Genomic DNA, 23,598 nt, shown 5'->3' on the forward strand with positions numbered 1-23,598 from the left:
GATTCATGAAATCTATAATGGTCCAGCCAGTTTAGAGATCAAAACTTTGAGCCCTATGGCAGATTGACATTCTTAGTTATTTGACCAAAAATCCAATTTGTTAGGCTCGACTATTTTTTAAGGAACCAGGTGGATATTCAATATTTTGAAGGAAGCGGCCTAATACGAAATGAGGAGAGTCTCATGACCATAACGAATAAGCAGTCAGGAACGAACGTACATCAGATTGCTGACGGGATCTATCGCATTAATACACCGGTGGTGATTGAAGGTGCAGGCGGGTTCTCGTTTAACCAATACCTCATCGTGGATGATGAACCATTGCTCTTCCATACCGGCCCCCGGAAAATGTTCCCATTGGTGCGTGAAGCGGTGGCGAGCGTGTTGCCGGTTGGAAAGCTTCGATATATCTCGTTTTCCCATGTGGAAGCCGACGAATGTGGGTCACTCAACGAATGGCTGGCCGCTGCCCCCCAGGCTGTGCCGTTGTGCGGGACAGTTGCGGCCATGGTCTCGATTAATGATCTTGCCGATCGGGCGCCTCGCGCTCTAGCGGATGGAGAGCGGCTCACTTTGGGCAAACACTCCGTGCGTTGGTTCGACACCCCGCATTTGCCTCATGCCTGGGAATGCGGCTTACTGATGGAAGAGCGGACGTCAACGTTGTTCTGCGGCGATCTGTTCACGCAGGGAGGAGCTGACCATTCTCCTGTTACGGAGTCGGACATTCTGGGGCCCAGCGAATCCTTTCGTCTCGAAATGGATTATTTCTCCCATACAAAGAACGATGGTGTGCTCCTGGAGAAGCTTGCCTCGACCAATCCAACCACACTCGCGTGCATGCACGGGAGTGCATGGCGTGGGGACGGGGCACACCTACTTCGCGCGCTGGGCGATGCGCTATCGGCCTGAATAATGCCATACCGGGCAGGACTTTCAGGTTCACGATAATACATTGTTATGCATAAGAAGGGACCAGGGTGAGAGGAAACATCATCGCCTATATTGAAATGTGCCAGAAGGAAGGCATCAGTTTACAGAAGGGGATGAATTTTCGATTAAAGGGAAAGCATTCAGTAATTCTCATGTCGGTTCGTCCCAATGCTCCGTATAGGGATGTCGTGTTGGAGGATGGGGCTGTACTGGTCTATGAAGGGCATGATGAGCCAAAGAAAAACGGCGGTGTCGATCCAAAGAACCTGGACCAACCAGAGCGAAGGCAAAATAACTCCCTGACTGAAAATGGGAAATTTCACAAAGCTGCGCAAGCTTTTAAGCTAGGGGAGAAAGGCCCTGACATTGTTCGCGTGTACGAGAAAATTAAGGCGGGAATTTGGTCAGATAATGGCTATTTTCACCTTGTGGATTCGTGGATCGAGCACGATGGAAAAAGAAATGTGTTTAAGTTCAAGTTGGTCGCGATCGAAGACATTGAAGATGAATCGTTGGCGGAGGATCCGGTCACGAGACTTGTAGAGCGTAGTCGTATTATTCCAACAAGCGTGAAGTTGGAGGTATGGGCACGTGATAGCGGCCGTTGCGTATCCTGCGGAGCGACTGATGAACTTCATTTCGATCATATTGTTCCGTATTCTAAGGGCGGTACTTCCTTAAAAGTCGAGAATATCCAACTTTTATGTGCACGCCACAATATTGAGAAGAGGGCGAAGATTCAATGAATACACCCTGCAATTCTTAAGAGGTAGGCTGCTTAGCCTTCTCTGCTTTGCTCCAGGGCCATACGTTGTGAATTTAATTTTAACGTTTGGCGGCGGGAGTAGGGCTGCCGAAGCGCAGAGTCGGCCTAAGCCGAGGTGTGCAGACTCATGACTCAATGGCCCTTTAACAGTATTATCATCGAATGAGATTGAGGGAAAGCAAGGGCCAATCCGACATGGAAGCCGCCCGGCCTGTTTACCTTAGAATCAAGGTCCATTCAGTACTCTACTTAAATTTGATGGCGGTTCCTCTGACCGTAGTACAGGTAAAAGTATAGACGTTGTATATGGGAATGAAACCATACAGGCTGCTTTCTGCTGAGACGTTGAGCAAGGCATCCCCGCCTGTGGCTTCTAAGGCCTTATCCACCGCTTTAGCCATGTCCGATTGGCCAAATGGAATAATGGCCAAAATGAAATGACGGCAAGCTTGCCCTTCAGTTGGTCCTAACTCCTCATAGCCCTGGCTGTTTTTCAAAAGCGAGGCTGGGTCGGCTGAGCTTTTGGTCACAATTCCCAAATTCCCCGTGGTACTGCACCCCACCAACATACATGTTAGTAACAGAACCAAACGCCAGATTTTGGACATGTTATTCTCCTTAAGCTATGGTTAGGTTAAATCACATTGCTGAAAGTCGGCATAAGCTCTTGCAATCTTAAGCCAAATATTTGAACTTTCCTTGGGGAAATGAACCGGCCTTGGATATAGATGCTTTTGAGAAGATGGTCTAACCTCCACCTTGGAAATCATAGCTGAGGACCAATCAGGGTAAGAGGATTTGGAGAGAAGATGTTTTATATTATCTCCAGGAGGTAAGGGAAAGGTAGAAAATAAAAGTGAGAAAGGGCTTCGGGAGAAGGGTGCTATTCTTATGAGAAAAACTGAGATGAGTTAATTTAGGGGGCTGAGGTGCAGACTATTTCATGGAATGATTTCATAAAAGTCGAACTCCGTGTCGGGCGCATTGTCAGTGCGGTGCGGTTCCCGGAAGCCAAAAAGCCTGCCTACATTTTGCAAGTTGATTTCGGGAAAAACATCGGCATGAAGAAGTCGAGTGCTCAGATCACGGATCTTTACAAGCCGGAAGAATTAGTGGGAAAGCTGGTTGTCGCTGTTGTGAATTTTCCAGGCAAGCAAATCGGTCCGTTGATGTCGGAATGCCTGGTCACCGGATTTCATACTGAGAACGGGGAGGTGGCGTTGTGTGTTCCGGACAAATCGGTTCCTCTAGGCACAAAGTTGTTGTAGTTTTTCTGCTGCTGAATTATTTGCTAATAGAACCATGCCTTACAACACGTTTCACCTACTTCGGAATATTTAAAATATCGTGAGGTCTCCGTGGGATGGGTGGGAAGGTGGTTGGAGATGATGAAATACATGCTGACACCAAAATCATTCAGTCTGTTGGTTACATTGACCCGGCCTGTTTCACTTTTAGTCACTGAGATCCCCAAAATCCAGGGTTCTTGCCAGGTGTGAGAGGTATACTGCTCTTTGATAATGGACACAAACAAATGAAATGGCCAACCGCTTTAACCAAAGGAGACGACTATGGCGTTCATACCTACATTAAACAATCTATTTCGGCATGATCCTGGAAGAAAAGGTCTCCTTATTCTCCTTTCTATGGTTTTTGCATTAAGCGGCTGTGCGCATGATGGAAAAAGTTCTACCGAGGGAAAACGTTCTCATGAATCCTATACGCACGAATCCGAATCTCCGCATGCAACTCAAAATTATATGGATCATCATCATTTTTCCAGCTCAATGGAAGAAGAATTAAAGCTGAGCGAGGAACAAAAAGAGGCCTTTCACCGGCTTCAACTTGATTACGATAAAATGGTCGTCAAAAAAACCGCTGATGTTCGAACGGCGGAAGTCGATCTTGCGACCCTGCTCGGGAAGGATGAGCCAGACCGTCAGGCGATTGAAGAGCAGGTCAAAACCATTGGAGCCATTAAAGAAGATATGATGATGGCGCGCATTGACTCCCTGCTGGAATTGAGAGGAGTATTGACTAAGGATCAATACGGAAAATTTAGAGAGATCCTTCATCAACGCATGAGTCAAGTTGAGGGACATTCCCCCCATGGTGGTATGTAGCACGCACGTCTGGATTAATTAGGAAGTGTTTTGAAATTGTGGAATGAGATGAAAGCCCCGCCGTGAATGTTTGACCTGAAGGCTTTTCACCTGGGGCTATGATAGGGATGGGTGAGGATGGTCAATCTCACCCACCCATCACGAACCCACTGATGTCCGGGTTGTTTAAGGCTCCTTTCTACTGAACCTTACTACTGGCTGAGCTGAAGAAGGTTATTGATATCTTTTGATGCGTTCCGAATAATCTTCAGAGGATGCAGGATCGAGTTCCCATCGGTGGGTATCCCGTTCATACACTTTTTCTCCTGCAAGTTCCTCAGAATTTTCAAAGGTAAGACCCACCGCCTCGCCCAATTCATCCACGGTATCTTGATCCGGAGTAGGATTGGAGCCCCCTACGGTTTCATCGCCGGAACTCCCCGCGTCCATGGTTGCGTCAAAATCTTCACCGAAAATTCTGGCCTGTTTTAGACGGCTGTTTCCACGAGTAAGGAATACCTCCGATTCCTGCTGAGCCCCTGTCTCGATAAAGTCCTCTTGGATAGCCTCTTCAGCAGAATCCTGATCTTCAATATACCGCCGAATCATCGTATCCGCATCCCGCCGTGATGAATTCGTATTTTTCTTCTTAGCCATGGATCCTCCTCATCTTGGATAAGCAGCAAATAGATATGAAATTTAAAAAAGGTTGAGATTTTTACTGTATCCCATGGCTCATGAGTTTCAAACTGGAGAAAACCCTGGGGAATGTTCAGGCGGGGGAAGACTGTTAAGAGTTCCATTGATGATAGGTTTATAGCCTAGCCTGGGGGGATTGTTTGAAAAGGGGTAATGGGCGAGTTCACTTTCGATATGCCTTTGTTCGATTTCTTCATCGGGCCGATTATTCGGCGACCATCCAATCCACTGTATTCACAATACAATTTTGGAGAATGCCCAAAATTTTTGAAACTGATGACTAATTTCCCAAACACTTTCCGTTCCGTAATTGACCCCCTTACCCAAGGGTTTTTGGCAGGATTCAAAACCGAGCGATTACGTTAATATTAAGAAATATCCAGATTGTATTAAAAATCACACGAAAGTTTGGCCCTCATTTTTTTCGACCTTGTTCTCGTATTAATTTCGCGAAGGAGAAACCGCTGTCATGAAAAAGTCAACCATCCCATCCATACTGTTTCTTTCGCTTATGTTTGCTGGATGTTCTCAATACCAGGTGATCCCCGAGAGCTTGGAAAATCAAGTCAACCACACCCTCGACTTTAAGCAGATACGAGAGAACCCTGATAATCATAAAGGAGAGTTAATGGTTGTCGGAGGAGAAGTGCTTTCGGTCAATCGGAAGCAGGATGCGACCAGAATTGAAATTCTTCAGCTCCCACTGAACGATGATTATACGCCAGCGAATCAACGCACCAAAACTCAAGGTCGATTCATCGCATTATCAAAGGGGAAGGATCCATTAGATCCAGCGGTGCTTGAAAAAGGCAGAGCCATATCCATTGTCGGTGAGATTATAGGCCGTGAAACCATCCAAGTTGGTGAAGATACAAGAGAGGTTCCCATCTTTGGCATCAAAGATTTGACCATATGGGACGAGGCACTTTATTGGGGTCGCGGATATTCCGGATTTGGTTGGGGCCGGGGTTATCCTACGGATTTTTATACCGGATATCGTCCGCTCGCATATCCGTATTACTGATTGTTCATCGGGCGTAAGACTGCAAACTACAATAAAAGGAGGGGGTCATGGAGATTTGCCCGTTTTCATTTCACTCTTGAGCAGGTCTTCATTTGTTGGATCAAATCTTAAGTTGTAAACGACACCGAGCGGAAGAGAATCGAACACTGGAATTATTCAAATAATGATGATCGGGGTGCCCAATTGGACTGCTTTAAACACAATTTGAAGATCGTCAGAATGCAGTTGAATGCATCCGTGGGTGACATCCTGGCCTAATAAGTTCGAGTACAAGGCTCCATGAATGAAATATCCATTGCCAAAACCCAACGCATATTGCCCGAGCACTCCCGGCTGTAATCGATCAGCCATCTCTTCAGGGACGGGATCGCCTTGTTCGATAAAGGCCCAATCCGGACGAATCCACACCGGTTTTTCTAATTTGCTCTGAATGCTAAATGTCCCCTTGGGAGTTTCGAACGTCCACGTTCTTTCTGGATTTCTGGGATCCGCTAACGTGTTCCCGCTGCCGGTTGAGGCCAGGGCCTCATGCACAATCCGATCGCCTTCTTTTACCAAAAGCCGATGTCGGGAAATATCCACAAGGATGGATATTTTCGCTTGGGTGGATGCGGGCTTTTGATTCGGTGAGCGGTTGGAGTGTGTTTGGGAGGGTGGGGATTCAACTTCTTGAAAAAGGGTCTGGGGCATGTGTGCCGGCTTATCGTAGGGAGGACCTTCTTGGGAAGGACTCTGAGAAGTCTGGAGGAAGGGTATGGATAACGGGATGGATTGGACAGAATTCAGGAAAGGTGACGCGAGGACAACGAGCAAGGGAAGCATCAAGACTCCCGAAGCTACCGCCGCGCAGAAAACTATAGCCCCGGTTGTTTTGAGAGTTTCAAAAGTCTTGCGGGGACAATGAAGATCTCGGTTGTCGGGAGCCATGATCGGACAACACCACCAGAGACCAAATTAAACATAAAAGCCGTCAAGCTATCGTGAATTTTCGTTAACCGTACTGATGGCCTGCTCAATGTGCTCATACACGGCCGAAGCTTTTTCCTTGGCTTGTTGGGCCTGAGTTTGGGCCATTTCGAAATTCTGTTCATCAAAATGAGTTTGACCGGTTCGAAGAAGGGTTCGAGCTGAATCCAGGTCCCGCTCCAAAGCGGATAATGCCAGGTCCGATTCCTTGCCCATGGGAGCTCGACGAAGGAGTTGTTCAGCTTTTCCTATGGCAAAGTTCGCGTGGTCCAATTCTTCCTGGGCTGGTTGGCGGAAAGGTTCCGGTGTTGTGGCAGGCAGAGAAACATTTCCTTGCTCGCTCGTGGTTGATGGAGCCTGCGCATCTATTGGCGCAATTGCTGATGTTGCCGGTGCCGGCTTGTCCTGGGTAGTCGGTGAGGCTTTTTCGTCGGAATCAGAGCATCCTTGGATGCTGACGACTATGAAAACAAAGAGACAGAAAACGAGAGCTTTCTTTCTCACGGAGGACGATTCTTGAAAAGAAAGAAGCATAAGAGTAAGCGCGCGTTGAATCAAACATTTATCTATTCTAATACTATAAAGGAAATACTAGTTTGGAGAAAGCTGGTAAAAACCCTGGCCTAACTTATCCAAGAAAACCCGGATGATTGAAACAAGGACGTGAAGCTGCCTTTTGAAATATTATCTTCATAAGGTGCTAAGTTTTAAAGCAGAGTCTTCAGATATTTTCCCGTGATGGAGTTGGGGTTAGCTGCGATGTCTTCCGGCGGACCTTGGGCGACAATGTGGCCACCGGAATCGCCTCCGCCGGGGCCGAGGTCCATGACCCAATCCGCGCATTTGATGACGTCCAGGTGATGCTCGACTATCAGGACCGTATTGCCTTCCTCCACCAGTTGATTCAAGACGGTTAACAGGCGCGTGATATCTTCAAGGTGCAGTCCTCTGGTGGGTTCGTCCAGGATGTAGAGGGCACCTTTGTATTCTGAGTTCGCGGCTGATCGTTTCGGGGTGTTGGTCAATTCCCTGGCGATTTTCAGCCGTTGGGTTTCCCCTCCGGATAGAGTCGTGGCCGGTTGTCCCAGTGTGAGATAGCCAAGTCCAAGCTGTTGAAGTACGCGCAATCCTTTGAGGACTTTGGGACATGAGGTGGCGAAGAAGGCTACCGCTTGATCGACGGTGAGGTTCAACACATCATGAATGGAATGCCCTTTGACTTGGACTTGTAGGATCTTGTCTTTGAACCGTTTGCCTTCACAGTCTGCGCAGGGCACGTAGAGGTCCGCCAGAAAATACATTTCCAGCTTTTCGTACCCGTTTCCCTGGCAACGAGCGCATCGGCCCTTGCCGGTGTTAAATGAGAAATGCGCGGGGGTGAGCCTGTGTGCCCGCGCTTCAGGGGACTGCGCGAATAAGGCCCGGATTTCATCATAGGCTTTAATGTAGGTAATGGGATTAGAACGCGGGGTTTTGCCGATGGGTTCCTGGTCAATAAGGCAGATGGTTCGAAGGTGTTCCGGCCCTATCATGCTGGCTAGCTCGGGTTGCGGAGGAGTGTCTACCTTGAAAAAGCGTGCCAGGGCTGCATAGATAGTGGCTTCTACCAGTGTGCTTTTTCCCGATCCGGAAGGACCCGTGATACAGACCAGCGTGCCGAGGGGAATGTTCACCGTGAGATTTTTCAGATTTTGTTCGTTCACTCCTGTGAACTGAAGCGCTTTTCCATTTCCTGTTCGGCGTTTGGATGGTAAAGGAATGGTTCGTTCCCCACGCAAATATTGTGCGGTGAGCGATTGGGGATGCTTAAGAAAGGATTGGTAAGGGGCCGCGCAGATGACCTCTCCGCCTTGATTGCCTGAGTGAGGTCCCAGTTCGACGATGTAATCGGCCTGTTGAATAATCTGCGGATCATGTTCCACCACAATGACCGTGTTTCCCCGCTCCGCCAACTCCCGCAAAATCATGCCCATGGCCTCGGTGTCCCGTGCATGGAGGCCGATCGTCGGTTCATCCAAGACATATTGTGTTCCCATGAGCTGACTGCCCAGCTGTGTCGCCAGATGAATACGCTGAGCTTCGCCTCCGGATAACGTCCGCATTTCCCTGTTGAGTGTGAGATAGTCCAAACCCACGCGGAGAAGAAATGACAGTTTCGTTTGCAAGGCCATCAACAGATCCTTGGCGATCGCCTCCTCAAATTTTCTTAGCGGCAAGGTTTGAAGCCATCGTTGAAGATCCGAGAGGGGCCATCCGCATACCTCGTGAATGTGGCATTCATAGACCTTGACCATGAGGGATTCCGGTCGTAAGCGGGTTCCCTGACAGGTTGTGCAAGGCGAGGGACTGCGATACCGGCTTAAGAAGACCCGGACATGCATTTTGTAGCGTTTGCCTTCTAGATATGTAAAGAAATCATCGATGCCCTCGAGCTTTCCTTCTCCCTTCCAAATCAGGTCCTGTTCTGCTTGGGTGAGCTGGTTGTAGGGTGTGGTCGGGTTGAGGTTTTTCTTCTTGAAGGCTTTGAGCATTTCTTTCTGCCACCACACATTTGATGGTTTGGTCCATGGTTCGATCGCGCCGTCCTGTAAGGATTTGTCGGGGTCGGGAATCAGTAACCGTTCGTCGTAGCGCAAGATGTTGCCGAACCCTTTGCATTCGGGACAGGCGCCAAGTGGATGATTAAACGAAAAGGACACGGGGCGTGGCGTCGGGAACGTCCTGCCGCATCCCGGACACGACAAATGGGAGCTATAGCCAATGGATTCGTTATCCCCGATGATGACGCTCGCGCGGCCTTCACTTTCGCGAAACGCCGATTCCAAGGCTTCAACCAATCGGCTGCGCGATTCCATGTCCAACGTCAGGCGATCAACGACGACCAACAATTCCGATGGCAGCGGTGAGGGGAAGGCATCGGTATTGAGGTTGAACAGTTGTTGGTCGATGACGACACGAATGAAGCCTTGCTTGAGAAGTGCCGTTTTCATGAACTCCAGTGCGTCAGGATGGGGGGCGGGTTTGGGAAAACAGACGAGGGCACGTTCTTTGGGAAAACGATTCAGTACATCTTGCGCGACCGTGGTGGGGTGGTGGGCGATGGCTTCCACCTTGCAGTCGGGACAGGTCAAACGTCCGATTTTGGAGAACAGCAACCGGAGATAATCTGAAATTTCGCTGGTGGTGCCGACGGTGGAGCGTGAAGTTCGAATCGGATTTTTTTGTTCCAAGGCAATTGAGGGACGGATATTGGTGAGCCGGTCCACATCAGGCCGTTTCACGCGGTCCAGAAACATGCGCGTATAGGATGAGAGCGATTCCACATAACGCCACTGGCCTTCCGCAAACAGGGTGTCGAAGGCCAAAGAGGATTTCCCGGATCCTGACACACCGGTGACGACGGTGACGGCGTTGTGCGGGATACGGAGAGAAATATTTTTAAGGTTATTTTGCCGCGCGCCTTCGATGATCAGATCGGAATGGGGGGGGCTGGAAGGTGCAACCGGTTTTTTTGAGGACATATTCAGGGATGCTGCCCATTTGGATAGTGAAATTGACGAATATTGGTTGTACCGTGTTCACCCCCTTCCCGCCAAGTGGCTTCAAGAGTAAGGAATCCATTCTCCAATGTAATTAATGAATTGAAATGAGGAAGAAAGGCCTTGGGCTTACAGGCGGCCTAATGTATCACCTAGCCAGACAGCAGCTAAACCCACGAAGACATGGATGATGATATTGGCGGAGGCTTTGAGCATGGCCCCGTCTTTCAGGAGTGCCAGGGATTCGAACCCGAAAGTCGAGTAGGTCGTGAATCCCCCCAGAACGCCAATAAACAGAAAAATTCTGGTGTCCGTTCCTAGGATATTCCGGGACTCGGCCCACCCATGGAGTAACCCGATTAGAAAACAGCCGAGTATGTTCACGGCCAACGTGCCAATGGGGAAGGCAAGAGCCGGGCTAAGGCGGTTAAAGAAGCCGGAGATCACGAATCGGCCTACCGACCCTAAAAACCCGCCCAGACCTACCCAGAGAAGTTGAGGTAACCCGTAAGGAATCATGGTGGCGTATGCCGGTTAGGCGATTTCCCTCAGGATGAAGGTAAAGCCCAAGGTAGCGTGGAGCGAGCTGAGTGGTGGAAAAGCGTGTATGGGAGTCAATTCTTTTTCTTCCGGAGAGTTTTTGATGACTTTTTTCGAGGAGCCTGTTTTCGTGCGGCTCCTTTCCCAGGGACCTTAGGCTTAGATGGAATGACCACATTGGGATCGGCCCAGAGGGCTATTCCCCCGAGGAGCCCGGCTGTATTTGAGACGATTGTGGCATGAGATGGCAGTGGAATGGTGACCTTTTTGCCGTTGCCTCCGCCAATGTAGAGATGGTCGAAATTAATCACTCGATCTAATATGTCAATCGCTTTGGCCAACCGGAGATTCCATCTCTTTTTTCCCACATTTTTCAGTGCGCTGGCACCCAATTGCACTTCGTATGTCTCTTGTTTTCGAAAGGGGTGGTGAGCAATTTCCAAATTTGGCACGAGGTGCCCATTAATAAATAATGCGGTTCCAAATCCGGTCCCCAGGGTAATGACCATTTCGACCCCCTGGCCTTTGATTGCTCCATAGCCCTGCACATCCGCATCATTCGCTGCCCGAACCGGCTTGTTAAGTTGTCGTTCCAGTTCTCCCACGAGATCGGTTCCAGGCCAGGATGCGTCCAGGTTGGGGGCTGTTTTCACCCGTCCCTGATGAATGACGCCCGGAAAACCCACTGATACTCGATCAAACCGGCCCAGAGTTTTGGCGATATCCGAAATAAGGGGGACAATGGCCTTTGGCGTGGCCGGTTTTGGTGTGACCATTCGTACCCGTTCAGACAGAGGTTGACCGGACTGATTGAGGAGGAGGCCCTTGATGCCGGATCCGCCAATATCAATGGCGAGGGTAATGGTCGATGCGTGCGAAGCATTTGATGTGTTCTGTGCAGGAGTCATCAACGTTTCTCCTTGAAATTGGGAAAGTGAAATAGGGCCCTCATCTACCCTTTCCGGCCGTTATACACCTCTCCGCCGTTTTGGACATATTGGTGGAGGACAGACGCGGCCCTGCTTCGCGCAATATCCGTGGTCACGGCAATCCCCCTCAGCTCAAGTTCCAAAATCCAATTGGCAGGTTTGGGGCCCTCGTCAAAACCAACTGCTTCGGCGTCGCTTCCTCTGGCGCCACAGACGATTTGCCGAACGCCGGACCAGGAAATCGCTCCCAGGCACATACTGCACGGCTCGCAACTGGTTACCAACTCGTGGGTGGGAAATCCGATTGCTCCTAAATTATGAGAGCCCACGATTTGCTGTGCCATCAGCATCGCAACGACTTCAGCATGAGCAATGGAACTTCTCAACGAAAGGACGAGATTCACTCCTGGCGCGACCAGTTCTTGAGTGTCCAAGCGGAAAACCCCGGCTCCAAATGGTCCCCCGGTTCCATTTTGAATGTTGAGTTGCGCCAGCTTAATGACCAGGTCCATACGGGAATCCTGAGTCGGGTAGGTTTCCGGTTGTTGGACAAGAAAATCGGCGACCCAGGCTGGTAACTCAAGGCAATGTGGTTGAAACCGGGTAGAAGGGATGCTCATATCAGGGAGTCAGGGGTTTGAGTCGCAGAAGGTGTGAAAAACGGGTATCTGAAAAAACAAACCGAGGGGCTTGTCCCGTAAAAGGGAGCCCCTCGGATTATGTGGCAAACACCACAAAATGTGAACCTCATGTTCAATGTGGCCCATCAGTAGGCTAATGACGCGTTTCTCGTTATGGGTTTGGCCGAATCTTCCAGATGTGAAGGTTGAAGATCCCTCTTTCGACTCATTATCATCAAGCTCAGTGCTATTCCCGCTGGCAGATGCCCTTAGGCGTGCTTGTGTTTGAGTAGGGATATGATTCGGCGAAAACGAGAAGGCCCGTCAGGAGACTGAGGCGGGTTTCGCCGCCGATGGGCCTACATGATCCGGTGGAGTAAGGTCGTCCATTTGAGACCCCCTTTCCTCTTTACGGTTTGAAAGGAGATGCACGCTCATTCTCTCCTTCCTTTCATAATCGTCTTTCATGAGCGCAGATGTAATGCTACGCTCGTTAAAAAAATCTGTCAATAGGGCCCATTCCATTTCGATTCCTGAGGAAGGGACGATGAGTGAATTTACCAACCAGGTGATTCTCATTACCGGGGCGTCATCGGGTATTGGAAAAGCGCTCGCCTGTGCGTTGGCGCCGCAGGCTCCCCGGCTGGTGCTTGTCGCGAGAGATCGGTCACGTTTGCAGGAGGTGGCCCTCACCTGTGAAAGCCTGGGAGCGTCTGCACTGGTCATTCCGACGGACGTGACGGATCCCCATGCCTGTTCCGCAATGATTCAACAGGTGGTGACCGGGTATTCCCGGATTGATGTGTTGGTGAATAATGCCGGGATATCCATGTGGTCGACGGTGGAGGATGCTCACGATGTGGAACTGTATCAACGCGTGATGGCGGTGAATTTTTTCGGCAGCGTGTACTGTACAAAATTGGCGTTGCCGTTCTTGAAGGCCACGCAAGGCAGGATTGTTGCCATCTCCAGCGTTGCCAGTTTGACGGGAGTGCCTGCTCATTCAGCCTATAGTGCCAGTAAGCATGCCATGAACGGATTTTTTGAGTCGTTGCGTATTGAGTTGGCAGGGACGGGAGTCACTGTAACCATTGTGGCCCCCGATTTTGTGCAATCCGAAATTCATAAACGAAGTATCGGGCCTCATGGACAACCTTTCGGGCGAGTTCTTGAAGGACATGCCAGATTCTTAACCGCGAAGAAATGTGCGGATATGATCATCAAGGGGATGGCCCGGCGGGAGCGACTGGTGTTTACGTCCTGGAGAGGACAGTGGGGTCGGTGGATGAAATTGATGAGCCCGCAGATGATTGATTGGATGGCCCGAAAGGGCATGGCCGATGCTGATCGGCCGTAATGGGACACTCCTTTGCCGTTCTAGGGCATGACATAAGACACTCGTTCGATCTGGTGGCCTTTTTCTTTCAGCAGGGCGAGTAATCCATCTTTTCCCGCGAGGTGAGCCGCACCCACAATGATCAAGACGTTTTTCTCCTCTTGTAAGAACGATTCGATTTGGGGAATCCAGTTCTGGTTTCGTTGGACGAGCAGTTTTTTGTAGAACAGCGGGTAGGTTTTGAATGACTCCACCAATTGTTCCAATCCGTCGAGATTTCCCTGGTGCCAGTCTTTCACCATATGTAAAAACGCTTGCTCTCGTTCCTTTGAACCGGTGGCAGCGAGTGATTCCTGCAGAAGAGCATCTTGGATGTTGAACGGAAGAGTATCGAACACATTCAATTGGTCTTGAATGGTTTCCAGCCCGCCGGTTGGTTTTCCCGCATCCTTGGCCATGCGATAGAAATAGTTTTCAATTCCTAATTCAGGCCGGAAATCTATTGAGGAATCAAACCGTCCGCTTAACGTGAGATAGAGCACCCAGGGTTTGTATTGTTGGAAATCCTGAATGTTCCCTCCTAAGCCTTGAATCTTCTGTTTGACAAGCCCATAAGTTTTTGGAGAGAGCACCGTTTCCAGGGTTTTACCCTTTGGGAGGGTGTACTGTTTTTCGTGTTTAGAAAATGAGTCGGGAGAAAATAATATTTCCGGATCAATTTCAAAGACGACTTTTTGTGAATTGTAATAGGCATAGGAGAAGGATCTGGTGAGAGGATAGTATTCTTCGGCCAACACGTGGATCGATCCCAAAATATAGACGGTATTCGTATCAGATTGGATTTTGTAAATCAGGCTATTGTTGTACCCATCCCCGACCACCTGGCCTTGGGCTGTCCCGGTTCCCAACACAAAGAGGATCAGGATGAACAAACAGCCTAGGCGTAGTTTACCCTGTTGGTGGTGCGATGCAGTCATTGCAAATCTCCCTATTTGAAATGGTAATTTAGTCCTGTTTTATGGTGAAAAAAGAATTTCCCCTGTTGTCTGACATCTTAATTGGGTTCTTGGAGCCGTTGGTCGTCTCTTACCGGGTAGTTCATCGGTGACTAGAGGGAAAAGGTAAAATGGGGAGACCGGGGAGGGAGGTCTAGATTGCTGGAAGGTGTGTCTGCTTCTTGTCAGATTCAGGCGGAAAGGGCATGTTTTTCTCCGGTCGATTTGTTGATATCGATCAAGTTGTCCGGATTGTGGAATGAGCCCTGTCGGGTTTTTGCCTCCCCGCTCCCTGCAAAGGGGGAGTCGATAGACGAGAAAGCTAATATGAACTCAGGACTGTGGTGAGGGAGAAGATGCTTGTTGGATAACCTGGAAATCTTTTTGGGTGATGAAATGACCATCGGCATACAGACGAAATTCATACCGTCCGGGCCCTGGAAACACGAGATACGGAATGTTGACCCCAAAGTCATGTGTCGTTAAGCGGTTGGAAATATCAATCGGTGGGAGGGAACCTTTGCCGACGATCTGGTCTTGATCAAGATATACCAGTTGGATTTCGAATGCGTACCGGCCTTCCGCATCGGTGAGGGAAAAATAGACACCGACTTGTGGATGCTGGCAGGGAAATGTTTTGGCCCAGAGATGTGTGAAGGCCCCAATGATACTCTTTTTGCCTGTCAGGCTATCAATGATAATGGTGTCACACACTAAAAATGCGTGAATAATCGGTTTAATGAATTCCGCCATATTCTTTGTTCTCAATGCCTGACCAAATGTTTTTCACAATCTCTATATCGTGATCGGGTCGTTTGTGCGTTGTTCTGTACTAATCAATAAACAGTCGGGTCAGCCCCACTCCCGCCACATATAGGGCGATCGCCAACCCATATGCCGGCCAAAAGCCTAACTTGGGGACAAACGCAATCATCGCTCCCACATAGACAAACCATGGGGGAGAAAGCCAAATCATGTGTTTGGCAAATGAAATGGTCGGAGCCGATCCGGCATTGATGAAGATGAGGATAAAGGTCACTCCACTGATGACCGGCAGAGTGCTGGCCAAGGCAGCCAGGAACCCTCTCCCATGACTTCCGAGATACGTGGAGACACTCACTAATGTTCCGCCCAGGACAAAATACAATCCATATCTGACCCATTCCGGCATCGTCCCTCCTCATGTCATGTATGATTACGACTCATGAAAGGCTTCCATGGCCTCCTGGTGAAGTTTGTCCCCCTGTCCGGTATACCTGGGAGAAAAATGAAAGACGACCAATTGTTCCACACCGGCTTTTCGTCCTAGCGTTCCTGCCTGGCGGGCCGTGAGGTGATAACGATTGGCAGCTTTGTCCCGGTCGGCATCTAAAAAGGGTGCCTCGCAAAATAGCGTTGTGGTTCCTTGGCATAACTGAATGATCCGTTGTTCATTGTCGGTATCATATCGGCAATCAACGACATAAGCGATTTTTTGCCCCTTGGTGATGGTTGTAAATTCTCGCTTTATGGTGCCTACATCAAATATGCGTTCCTCTTTCCGATGCTCAACATAAATTGTGGCGGAAAAGATGTGTGAATCCGGGGCGCCATCTAATATCAATTGCTTGACTTCCTTGAGCCAGGAACCCACTGGAAGGCCTGCCTCTTGGAGTCGGGCCTTCTTAATATTGATGTGAAAGGGTTCTTCCAGCGAAAAGGCCAGGGAAGGGATCCGATGGTTGAGTGCGACGGCTTTCACGAGAAGAGCCGGTTCTTGAAGAACCGGAAAAATGTGGGAATGATCTCCTGGGATTAAGGTTTCCCAGTTACAGGCGAATGCGTTCTTCGCATGAAAATGCGCGGGTTGAATGTGGGTGGGGTGATATTCTCTGGCCTCGATGGTGAGCGGATATCCATCAACCAGATTCCAGGTATACCCACGAAGTTTGCCCTGAATATTTTCAATAAGGCCCGGTGGACCATGCAATCGAAGATTCTTGCCACGACCCAGGGCCACACGAATGAGCCGATCAAACCCGATAAAGTGATCCATATGCGTATGAGAGATGAAAATATCCTGTGCTCGTAAAAGCTGGGTTGGACTCAAAGGCACATTATCCCCTAGGTCAAAAAGCAGAGCACGCCGGCTCCACCGTATATCGACATAGAGGCCGGGGTCTCCAAAGGGATGATTCACCAGATGAGGAGAGAACGAGGGTGTCATGACAATATTCCCCGTATGATGAGATAGAGAAGAATCACTTCCACGGCATGAGCGGCTATGACCGTATAGAGGTTGTGCATTCGCATCCATAGCCATCCCCACACGAGGCCATCCCATACGGCAATCCAATGTAAATCACGAAATGTCGACACCATGAAGGGGTCAAATGAAAACGTCAGGGCTGATAGGGATAAGGGGAGAAAGGCCTGGAGGCGAATCCTGGTGGTCGAGGGGTGATCGGGTTGACGCACATGTTGAAACCATACCAGTAATCGGCCCAGCAGAAATCCGCGGAAATTCAATTCCACTGCCATAGCAATCAGAATAATGAACCATGGCATCATGATCCAAAACGGAACCTGGGCATGAGGGGTCTGAGAGAGAAAATTGATGTCCACTCCCAAAGCAGGCATGACGTACAAGATGACCCCGGTATTCAGTATTCCCAGCGTGAGGCCAACCGCAGTCCCTCGGGTAACCCCTGTCTGTATGTTGGTGAATCCTAGCCCAAGTTTGTGCCGGAGATCTCCATTTTTATAGACCCAGGCGCTTAAGGCGGCATAAGCCATCAGTTGTGGAACGAACTGGACGGCCGTGTGAAGTTGCCAGTTTGCGGGTAAGAGGTAAAACCCGATAGTGGTGAAGATCGGGAGGAAGGCTAACCCTGCGGCTCGTTCTTTCTGAGGTATCACAGTTGGACAATGGTCATGGACGGTGTGGCCGGTTCCGGGTAAAAAAGGAGTGCACTCTTGAAACTTATTGATAGCGCAAGGCCTCGGCGGGCTCCAGTTTCGAAGCTTTCACGGCAGGAAAGAGACCGAATCCCACTCCGACGACGACCGCAAAGGCAAACGCAATGGCGATGGCGGTCGGCTGAACCACTGCTCCCCAATCCCCTCCACCCGGCATGGCCCGAGCGACTACATCCCCAATGCCATAGGCTGCGAGAATGCCCACAAGAATGCCAATGGATCCGCCAATCACGCTAATGGTCGTGGACTCAATGAGGAATTGCAACAGAATATCCTGCCGCCTGGCCCCGATGGCTTTTCGTAGCCCAATCTCCCTGGTTCGTTCGGTGACGGTCACAAGCATGATGTTCATGATGCCGATGCCGCCGACGAGGAGGGCAATCACCGCAATGCCTCCAAGAACCAGCCGGAAGGTCAAAAGCGTTTGGTCCACCGCACTCAGAAATTCTCCCTGATTCCGGATATGAATGTCGTCTACCCCTTCGTGACGTTGAACCAGAAATTGATGCAGTGCCTGGGAGATTTCATCCATGCGCTGCCGGTCAGGTACATGAATGATCATTGATCGGATTTTGTCGGATCCTTGGAAAAACCGCAGGCCCGTGCTGATAGGAATGATCACCATTTCGTCGTAATCGTGCCCGTAAATTTCCCCCTTGGGCTCCATGATGCCCTTTACCGTAAATCGTTGATCGCCGATTTTTACGCCCTCTCCGATGGCGGGTTGGGATCCGAACAAAACTTCGGCTATGGTATGCCCTAATACCACGGAACGGTTCCATTCCTTGACGTCGATGGATGAGACAAATCGTCCAGATTCGGGGCGAAAGTTTCGGATCTGGCTATATTCGGGAGAGGTGCCGGTGATTCGTCCGCTGTAGTCACGATCCCCCGCTTTTAATTGACCATCCAGCTCAATAATGGGAGCAACAACCAGATCCGGAAAACGTGTTTGAATAGCCAGAGCGTCGTCATAGCGGAGTTCCGTATTTCTCCCCGCAAAGAGCTGTCGTTCTTCAACGGTCAACCGCTTTTTCCAGACAAACAGCAAATTGGTGCCCATGCGCTCAAGCGAATTCACCAGCCAGACTTGTCCGCCTTCCACTATGGCAATCATGGTAATGACCGCGGCGACGCCAATAATGACTCCCAACATGGTAAGCCCCGAACGAAGCGCGTTCCCTGAGAGATTTTTGAGCGCGTCCAGGAAAATTGAACGTAACATAATCCTATCCCGGCACCGTGAGGGGTTGATGCATGTATTCATCAGCCACGACCCTGCCATCTGCCAGGGTGATGCGGCGTTCAGCCTGCTGTGCGATGAGCGGATCATGGGTAATCATCACGATGGTTTGTCCATGACGATGCAGTTGTTCAAAGAGCGCAAGAATGTCTTTGCCTGATTGACTATCCAGGTTTCCCGTGGGTTCGTCCGCCAGGAGAAGCGCTGGACTGTTGGCTAACGCACGCGCGATCGCCACGCGTTGCTGTTGGCCTCCCGATAACTGATTGCTGTAATGGCGAAGGCGGTCTTGCAGGCCGACCTTGGTCAATAATGTCTGTGCAGTGTCGTGTTGGACTGTTCGTGAGGCGCCCGCATACATCAAAGGAAGTTGAACATTTTCCAAGGCGGTCTTCCGCGGAAGTAAATGGAAGGTTTGAAAGATAAACCCGATTTTTTTGTTACGGATGCCGGTTAAGCGGGAGTCGGGAAGGGTGTTGACCAAATCCCCATCCAGCCAATATTCGCCATTCGTCGGGCGACTTAAACAGCCAATAATATCCAGGAGGGTGGTTTTGCCGCTTCCGGACTGTCCGATAATGGCCACAAATTCTCCCTTATTTATCTTGAGAGTGATATCAATTAAGGCCGGCACCTCGACATGCCCCGCTTGGTAGATTTTAGAGATGTGATTGAGTTCAATTAACATGCCCAAATCCACTTCCGGCGTTATCGACGGGCCTCTTCGGCTTTATAGGATGGGACGACGACCTGATCGTGTTCCTGAAGACCTTGAGTGATGATGGCCTGCGTATCAGTCCGGAAGGCGACACGGACCTTCCGGGTCTGGGGTTGTCCTTCCACGAGCACGTCCACCACATCATCCCCTTTGTTGACACGTAAGACTTCAAGCGGAACGGTGAGAACATTCTCCAGCCTTTTTGTCTCAATATCGATGTTTGCCGTCAGCATCGGTTTTAAATCGGAGTGGGTATTTTTTATGGCGATAGAGACTTCATACGTCACCAGATTGTTTTCTTTGACCCCCTGGGCGGCAATGGCCATCACCCGGCCCGTAAAAATTTTTTCCGGTAAGGCGTCCAGCCGAATGTCCACCGACTGGCCAACCGAAACTCTTGGAATATTGACCTCATTGATTTTTGCTTTAACCACCATGTGGGACAGATCGGCAATGCGCATGAGAATTGTTCCGCCCCCGAATGTGGCGGTTCCGGATGTAATGATTTCTCCGGTATGGACAAGAACTTCCAGGATGGTACCTTGGGAGGGTGACCGGACCTGAAATTCTTCAGGGCGGGTTTTTGAGGCAGACCCATCACGGTATCGTTCATACAGTTCCTTGTTGCCGCCTAAGGCCAATAATAGTTGTCGCTCGGCCAACTCCAGACGAACCAGGGATTGTTGATAGTCCCGATGCGAAAGTTCCAACTCTTTTTGAGGGATAAACCCTTTTTTGAAGAGGGATTCGGCACGGATCCATTCCCGATGCGCGGTGTCCACGTTTAAACGTTCCTCCGAGATACCTGCCCTGAGCTGGGCCACCTGGCGGGCCTGGCTGGATTCCTGTCGTATAATCGCTAAGACCTGATCCTTTTGAACCTCTTGCCCCGCACTCACAAACAATTGAGCGACTTCGCCGGAAAATTGAGATTTAATTTCGATGGTTTGAGAAGGCATGATCGTACCGGTCTCCGACACCTTCGTTTGAAGCGAGGTTCGGACAACTTCGACCACGTCGTGACGTGCGGTTTCAGGAGAAGGTTGACCAGTCGACCGGGAATAATACACCCAACCACCCACCGCTCCCGCAAGTATGATGATGATCAAAATCCAAGATGTTTTATTCATATCTCTACTTGTATGGTAACAAGTCTAGCAAAGGCCTGGGAAATAGAAAGACAGGAAAGGGATAAATTGCGGGGTGAGAGGGTTGTCCCCTTTGCGCACGGAGGTATGATTTCATTCAGACAAACCGCCGTGAAAAGGAGAGGTAGGTAACAGGGACCCCTTTGCTCGAAGCTTACTCCGCTTTAGGAAGGAAGGCCGGCATGATCATTTTGGTAAGGCCTCACGAAATGAGAATGGTGTGGTCTTTACCTGAGCCTGAGATATTCTAGGGTGGGGAAAAATCCTCACGGGGATTTTTCATTACTGAATTTTAATGTTGTAATGATCGAGTGTAGAGGCGGTGACGAGGCGAAGACGTGATAATGATTGGTTGTAGTCCAGAATGGCTCGTAATTCCCTACCTCGAGCTATTCGAAGATCCCTTTGAAATTCTAAAACTAATCGAGTGGTGCTGAGCCCGAGATTGAGGCGTTCCTGCTCCGCGTTGAGTTGCCTTTCGGACAATTGGCGAGCCGTTTGATTCGTTCTGGTGCGCTTGAAGCTCGTCTGTACCTGACGGATGGCTTCTTTGACATCCAGGATAATTTGTTGGCGAACGCGTAGGAGAGAGACCTGGCTTTGTTGAGTTTCCAGAATCCGGCGTTGATATTGACTCTGCGCTGAACGATTTCCTATGGGGTAACTGAGGACGAGTCCTCCTCCCATGTTATAAAAGTCCGTGCTGCCTAAACGATCCCAGTCATCCCGGGGGTTTTTCCCCAGTCCGCTAAGACCGAGACTTCCCTGAAACGAGAGGTCGGGTAGAAGCTGATTCTTGGCAAAGCGGGTATTGACGTTGGACGTGTCAATGTTCTTTTTGGCTTGAAGAATGTCCGGACGATGCTCGAATGCTACCTCCAGGTTTTCTTTGAGCGGGGTTTCCTGAAGATGTTGAATGGGTGGGTCGAGCGGGACAAGGGGTGTGGATTGGGTCAGTTTGAATTCCGATTTACTGAGGAGTAATCGGAGTTGGTCTTCCTGATCCAGAACGGTTTTTTGGGCCAGCAAAATTTGTTCGACCTGGTTGGCTACCCCTGCCTGAGCCTGGAGGGCCTCTACATCGGCCATCACCCCGGCTTTAACCTTTGCGCGGTTGCTGGCCAGTAATTCTTCTGCGGCCTGTAAGGTCGCGCGAGCGACTTTCAGGTTCTCCCGGGCAAAAACGAGTTCCCAATACGCTTGCTCGACCTGGGCGATCACCGACAGGATCTGGTTAAGGAGAGTCAGTTGTTCCACATCAGCTGCGTTTTGTGCGAGCGTGATTTGAATGTTATTGATCGAGGGTCCGAAGTTACGAAGAAGTGGTTGCGTCAGATTAAAGAGTACATTGCTTGAATAGGCCGGGTTGAAAAGAAAGCTGGTTGATCCGGCTACGGAATTCCGTCTTGTATCGTAGGTCAGATCGTACGATCCGCCGGTCAGCAACTTTTGATTCAATCCCAGGCTGAAGTTTGTTTCATTTTGATCAAAGGTGTCCGGAATCGAACCCAGCGACACCCCTTCAAGGCCGAATATGGGCCTATTGAGTGGAACGACTGTCCGGTCGTACCGTCCGCCGAGCTCAACCGTGGGGTCAAATTGTGCCTGTTGAAAGACAATGTCGGTGAGTAGAATATCTCTGGTGTGTCGGCTCACTTGAATGTCCAGATTATGTTCTAATGCTTCCATGACGGCTTCCTGCAGCGTCAGCGTGATGACGGATTCAGATGGCAAGAGTTCCTGAAAGGACCATTCTTCCGTTTCAACGGGTCTGGGGGAACTGGCCTCACTAATCTGTGGCCCCACGAGTTGGTTAAGGATTATCACGGCCAAGAGAGCCGGTCGAGTCACAGATTGGAATATCGTGGTATAGCGCATATCTATTTATTTGATTCAGATTTTCAGGAGACCAACGCTGAGTTAAACCTATCAAAGCTCGATTTTTTCTGCAATTTTTTCTAGAAAATGGTTAGACGGATAGGGTGGCATTTGTGTTTTCGTGGGTCACCTGGATCTTATCCGCGGTTTTGTGAAAAGGGGGAAAGGCTCATGAATTTTTCCTGTCAGAACTATAGTGTATCGTGAGGTTGGCGGACGGGCGATGGTGCCCTGATGGTGGCTTGCCTTGACACCCAAAAAGGGGTTGTGGACTTCCGGTGAGAATGCGTATCATCCTAGGCGCTATGGGTTTTCTGTCTATTTAATATTCATGTCTTTTTGGGGTAGGGATAATTATGAAACACGAGGAGTTGGGTTTGCTTGAGAAGCATTTTCTGTCTGGCCGAATGTCTTGGCAAAAGGTTATGGGCACACAAAGGTTATGTGGTTCTGGAGGACTGGTGTTGGTGACGGCCTTGAGTTTTCTTGTGGTGGGGGCTTCCATGGGATTTTCGGAAGAGGGACCTCAGGAACTTCCCAAGCCGTTTCATAAAACCACTCCCCCTCTTTTTCAAGAATGGAATTTTGATCAATCGTCACTGAGTGGCTTGCCAAAGGGCTTTACGCAAGCTTTTGGTGGATCTTCAGGAAAAGGGGAATGGTCAGTTAAAGAAGATAGCACCGCTCCCAGCCCCCCCTATCTGGTAGAGCAACGATTACAGTGTGGTGAGGATTGGTGCTACCATCTATTGATCGCAGAAGACGCTGTCGTTGAATATGTGGATCTTTCAGTCCGCTTAAAGCTTAATTTGGGAACACCGACCGGGAAAGCCGGGTTGGCATATGGGATCCAAGATGACAAGAATTTCTTTGCCACCGTTGTCGAACCCAGAACAAACGAGGTTGTGGCGTATGTCGTCAAGGATGGGCAACCAACCGAATTAGGAAGAGAGTCCTTGATCCTTCGATCGGCTGATTGGCACTCTCTCCGGGTTCAACGAAATACCATTATCAGTAAGGAATATACCGAAATCTCTTTTGATAACCACCTGGCCCTTGATGTCTACGATCAATCATTTAGAAAGGGTAAATTGGGACTGGTTGTCATGGGAGATGGCGGGTTTTCGTTTGATAATCTTCGTGCGATGGAATTGATGACCAATCGTCCCCTTTCCAGACCGTCGGCTTATTAAGCCGGTTGCTG

The 23,598-nt window shown here is 49.7% G+C and carries 24 protein-coding genes; 7 read left to right on the forward strand and 17 right to left on the reverse strand.

Going from position 1 to position 23,598, the window contains the following annotated elements; all coding sequences use genetic code 11:
• The first annotated feature begins 183 nt into the window (after positions 1 to 183).
• Positions 184 to 912, forward strand: coding sequence for an oxygen-binding di-iron domain-containing protein (locus tag LX98_RS02455; protein WP_496427386.1), 729 nt, complete (start codon positions 184 to 186; stop codon positions 910 to 912).
• A gap of 68 nt (positions 913 to 980) precedes the next feature.
• Positions 981 to 1,679, forward strand: a complete 699-nt coding sequence (locus tag LX98_RS02460; protein WP_312644056.1) for an HNH endonuclease — start codon at positions 981 to 983, stop codon at positions 1,677 to 1,679.
• A 265-nt stretch (positions 1,680 to 1,944) separates the two neighbouring features.
• Here the strand turns inward: LX98_RS02460 and LX98_RS02465 are convergent, their stop codons facing one another.
• On the reverse strand, positions 1,945 to 2,307 hold the full coding sequence (locus LX98_RS02465; RefSeq protein ID WP_447963178.1) for a hypothetical protein: 363 nt from the start codon (positions 2,305 to 2,307) through the stop codon (positions 1,945 to 1,947).
• 321 nt (positions 2,308 to 2,628) lie between these two features.
• Between LX98_RS02465 and LX98_RS02470 the strand changes: the two genes are divergently transcribed.
• Both LX98_RS02470 and LX98_RS02475 read left to right on the forward strand, forming a co-directional pair.
• Positions 2,629 to 2,967, forward strand: coding sequence for a tRNA-binding protein (locus LX98_RS02470; RefSeq protein WP_496427387.1), 339 nt, complete (start codon positions 2,629 to 2,631; stop codon positions 2,965 to 2,967).
• 303 nt (positions 2,968 to 3,270) lie between these two features.
• Complete coding sequence (locus tag LX98_RS02475) at positions 3,271 to 3,822, forward strand: DUF4890 domain-containing protein (RefSeq protein WP_496427388.1); 552 nt, start codon at positions 3,271 to 3,273, stop codon at positions 3,820 to 3,822.
• 213 nt (positions 3,823 to 4,035) lie between these two features.
• Here the strand turns inward: LX98_RS02475 and LX98_RS02480 are convergent, their stop codons facing one another.
• Entirely contained in the window at positions 4,036 to 4,458 is a 423-nt protein-coding gene (locus LX98_RS02480) for a DUF6335 family protein (RefSeq protein ID WP_496427389.1), read from the reverse strand.
• 511 nt (positions 4,459 to 4,969) lie between these two features.
• Here LX98_RS02480 and LX98_RS02485 point away from each other — a divergent pair.
• Positions 4,970 to 5,524 carry a Slp family lipoprotein gene (locus tag LX98_RS02485; protein WP_496427390.1) on the forward strand — a complete coding sequence of 185 codons (555 nt, stop codon included), beginning with the start codon at positions 4,970 to 4,972 and terminating at the stop codon, positions 5,522 to 5,524.
• A 156-nt stretch (positions 5,525 to 5,680) separates the two neighbouring features.
• Here the strand turns inward: LX98_RS02485 and LX98_RS02490 are convergent, their stop codons facing one another.
• From LX98_RS02490 to LX98_RS02515, 6 genes are all read right to left on the reverse strand, one after another.
• A complete protein-coding gene (locus LX98_RS02490; protein ID WP_496427391.1) occupies positions 5,681 to 6,214 on the reverse strand; it encodes a L,D-transpeptidase family protein in 534 nt (177 codons plus the stop codon).
• A gap of 285 nt (positions 6,215 to 6,499) precedes the next feature.
• On the reverse strand, positions 6,500 to 6,994 hold the full coding sequence (locus LX98_RS02495; protein WP_496427392.1) for a hypothetical protein: 495 nt from the start codon (positions 6,992 to 6,994) through the stop codon (positions 6,500 to 6,502).
• 203 nt (positions 6,995 to 7,197) lie between these two features.
• Complete coding sequence (uvrA, locus tag LX98_RS02500; protein ID WP_496427393.1) at positions 7,198 to 10,011, reverse strand: excinuclease ABC subunit UvrA; 2,814 nt, start codon at positions 10,009 to 10,011, stop codon at positions 7,198 to 7,200.
• 147 nt (positions 10,012 to 10,158) lie between these two features.
• Positions 10,159 to 10,548, reverse strand: coding sequence for a fluoride efflux transporter CrcB (gene crcB / locus LX98_RS02505; RefSeq protein WP_312644037.1), 390 nt, complete (start codon positions 10,546 to 10,548; stop codon positions 10,159 to 10,161).
• Positions 10,549 to 10,643: 95 nt separating this feature from the next.
• On the reverse strand, positions 10,644 to 11,477 hold the full coding sequence (locus LX98_RS02510) for an ROK family protein (protein ID WP_496427394.1): 834 nt from the start codon (positions 11,475 to 11,477) through the stop codon (positions 10,644 to 10,646).
• Positions 11,478 to 11,521: 44 nt separating this feature from the next.
• A complete protein-coding gene (locus LX98_RS02515; RefSeq protein ID WP_496427395.1) occupies positions 11,522 to 12,118 on the reverse strand; it encodes a nucleoside deaminase in 597 nt (198 codons plus the stop codon).
• Between the two features lie 547 nt (positions 12,119 to 12,665).
• Between LX98_RS02515 and LX98_RS02520 the strand changes: the two genes are divergently transcribed.
• A complete protein-coding gene (locus tag LX98_RS02520; RefSeq protein ID WP_496427396.1) occupies positions 12,666 to 13,475 on the forward strand; it encodes an SDR family oxidoreductase in 810 nt (269 codons plus the stop codon).
• Positions 13,476 to 13,495: 20 nt separating this feature from the next.
• Here the strand turns inward: LX98_RS02520 and LX98_RS02525 are convergent, their stop codons facing one another.
• The 9 genes from LX98_RS02525 to LX98_RS02565 form a co-directional block, all read right to left on the reverse strand.
• Complete coding sequence (locus tag LX98_RS02525) at positions 13,496 to 14,431, reverse strand: TraB/GumN family protein (protein ID WP_496427397.1); 936 nt, start codon at positions 14,429 to 14,431, stop codon at positions 13,496 to 13,498.
• Positions 14,432 to 14,782: 351 nt separating this feature from the next.
• Positions 14,783 to 15,202, reverse strand: coding sequence for a DUF6941 family protein (locus LX98_RS02530; protein ID WP_496427398.1), 420 nt, complete (start codon positions 15,200 to 15,202; stop codon positions 14,783 to 14,785).
• A gap of 79 nt (positions 15,203 to 15,281) precedes the next feature.
• Positions 15,282 to 15,620 carry a DUF3147 domain-containing protein gene (locus tag LX98_RS02535; RefSeq protein ID WP_496427399.1) on the reverse strand — a complete coding sequence of 113 codons (339 nt, stop codon included), beginning with the start codon at positions 15,618 to 15,620 and terminating at the stop codon, positions 15,282 to 15,284.
• A 24-nt stretch (positions 15,621 to 15,644) separates the two neighbouring features.
• Positions 15,645 to 16,655: a ribonuclease Z gene (locus tag LX98_RS02540; protein WP_496427400.1), complete on the reverse strand. Its 1,011-nt coding sequence runs from the start codon at positions 16,653 to 16,655 to the stop codon at positions 15,645 to 15,647.
• A complete protein-coding gene (locus LX98_RS02545) occupies positions 16,652 to 17,347 on the reverse strand; it encodes a hypothetical protein (RefSeq protein WP_496427401.1) in 696 nt (231 codons plus the stop codon). The genes LX98_RS02540 and LX98_RS02545 overlap by 4 nt, the downstream gene beginning before the upstream one ends.
• A gap of 64 nt (positions 17,348 to 17,411) precedes the next feature.
• Positions 17,412 to 18,632: an ABC transporter permease gene (locus LX98_RS02550; RefSeq protein WP_496427402.1), complete on the reverse strand. Its 1,221-nt coding sequence runs from the start codon at positions 18,630 to 18,632 to the stop codon at positions 17,412 to 17,414.
• Between the two features lie 4 nt (positions 18,633 to 18,636).
• Positions 18,637 to 19,338, reverse strand: coding sequence for an ATP-binding cassette domain-containing protein (locus LX98_RS02555; RefSeq protein ID WP_496427403.1), 702 nt, complete (start codon positions 19,336 to 19,338; stop codon positions 18,637 to 18,639).
• Between the two features lie 20 nt (positions 19,339 to 19,358).
• Positions 19,359 to 20,498, reverse strand: coding sequence for a permuted SH3 domain-containing protein (locus tag LX98_RS02560; RefSeq protein WP_496427404.1), 1,140 nt, complete (start codon positions 20,496 to 20,498; stop codon positions 19,359 to 19,361).
• 300 nt (positions 20,499 to 20,798) lie between these two features.
• Entirely contained in the window at positions 20,799 to 22,394 is a 1,596-nt protein-coding gene (locus tag LX98_RS02565) for a TolC family protein (protein WP_496427405.1), read from the reverse strand.
• A 425-nt stretch (positions 22,395 to 22,819) separates the two neighbouring features.
• On the opposite strand from LX98_RS02565, the gene LX98_RS02570 reads away from it, so the two are divergent.
• Positions 22,820 to 23,587 (forward strand): hypothetical protein, encoded by a 768-nt coding sequence (locus LX98_RS02570; protein WP_496427406.1) that lies wholly within the window; start codon positions 22,820 to 22,822, stop codon positions 23,585 to 23,587.
• Positions 23,588 to 23,598 lie beyond the last annotated feature (11 nt).

This window comes from Nitrospira marina (assembly GCF_059568365.1).

Coding starts and splice junctions, on each gene's coding strand:
- LX98_RS02455 (WP_496427386.1), top strand. CDS start 184: ATGACCATAACGAATAAGCAGTCAGGAACGAACGTACATCAGATTGCT.
- LX98_RS02465 (WP_447963178.1), bottom strand. CDS start 2,307: ATGTCCAAAATCTGGCGTTTGGTTCTGTTACTAACATGTATGTTGGTG.
- LX98_RS02475 (WP_496427388.1), top strand. CDS start 3,271: ATGGCGTTCATACCTACATTAAACAATCTATTTCGGCATGATCCTGGA.
- LX98_RS02480 (WP_496427389.1), bottom strand. CDS start 4,458: ATGGCTAAGAAGAAAAATACGAATTCATCACGGCGGGATGCGGATACG.
- LX98_RS02485 (WP_496427390.1), top strand. CDS start 4,970: ATGAAAAAGTCAACCATCCCATCCATACTGTTTCTTTCGCTTATGTTT.
- LX98_RS02490 (WP_496427391.1), bottom strand. CDS start 6,214: ATGCCCCAGACCCTTTTTCAAGAAGTTGAATCCCCACCCTCCCAAACA.
- uvrA (WP_496427393.1), bottom strand. CDS start 10,011: ATGTCCTCAAAAAAACCGGTTGCACCTTCCAGCCCCCCCCATTCCGAT.
- crcB (WP_312644037.1), bottom strand. CDS start 10,548: ATGATTCCTTACGGGTTACCTCAACTTCTCTGGGTAGGTCTGGGCGGG.
- LX98_RS02510 (WP_496427394.1), bottom strand. CDS start 11,477: ATGACTCCTGCACAGAACACATCAAATGCTTCGCACGCATCGACCATT.
- LX98_RS02515 (WP_496427395.1), bottom strand. CDS start 12,118: ATGAGCATCCCTTCTACCCGGTTTCAACCACATTGCCTTGAGTTACCA.
- LX98_RS02520 (WP_496427396.1), top strand. CDS start 12,666: ATGAGTGAATTTACCAACCAGGTGATTCTCATTACCGGGGCGTCATCG.
- LX98_RS02525 (WP_496427397.1), bottom strand. CDS start 14,431: ATGACTGCATCGCACCACCAACAGGGTAAACTACGCCTAGGCTGTTTG.
- LX98_RS02530 (WP_496427398.1), bottom strand. CDS start 15,202: ATGGCGGAATTCATTAAACCGATTATTCACGCATTTTTAGTGTGTGAC.
- LX98_RS02535 (WP_496427399.1), bottom strand. CDS start 15,620: ATGCCGGAATGGGTCAGATATGGATTGTATTTTGTCCTGGGCGGAACA.
- LX98_RS02540 (WP_496427400.1), bottom strand. CDS start 16,655: ATGACACCCTCGTTCTCTCCTCATCTGGTGAATCATCCCTTTGGAGAC.
- LX98_RS02550 (WP_496427402.1), bottom strand. CDS start 18,632: ATGTTACGTTCAATTTTCCTGGACGCGCTCAAAAATCTCTCAGGGAAC.
- LX98_RS02555 (WP_496427403.1), bottom strand. CDS start 19,338: ATGTTAATTGAACTCAATCACATCTCTAAAATCTACCAAGCGGGGCAT.
- LX98_RS02560 (WP_496427404.1), bottom strand. CDS start 20,498: ATGAATAAAACATCTTGGATTTTGATCATCATCATACTTGCGGGAGCG.
- LX98_RS02565 (WP_496427405.1), bottom strand. CDS start 22,394: ATGCGCTATACCACGATATTCCAATCTGTGACTCGACCGGCTCTCTTG.
- LX98_RS02570 (WP_496427406.1), top strand. CDS start 22,820: ATGGGCACACAAAGGTTATGTGGTTCTGGAGGACTGGTGTTGGTGACG.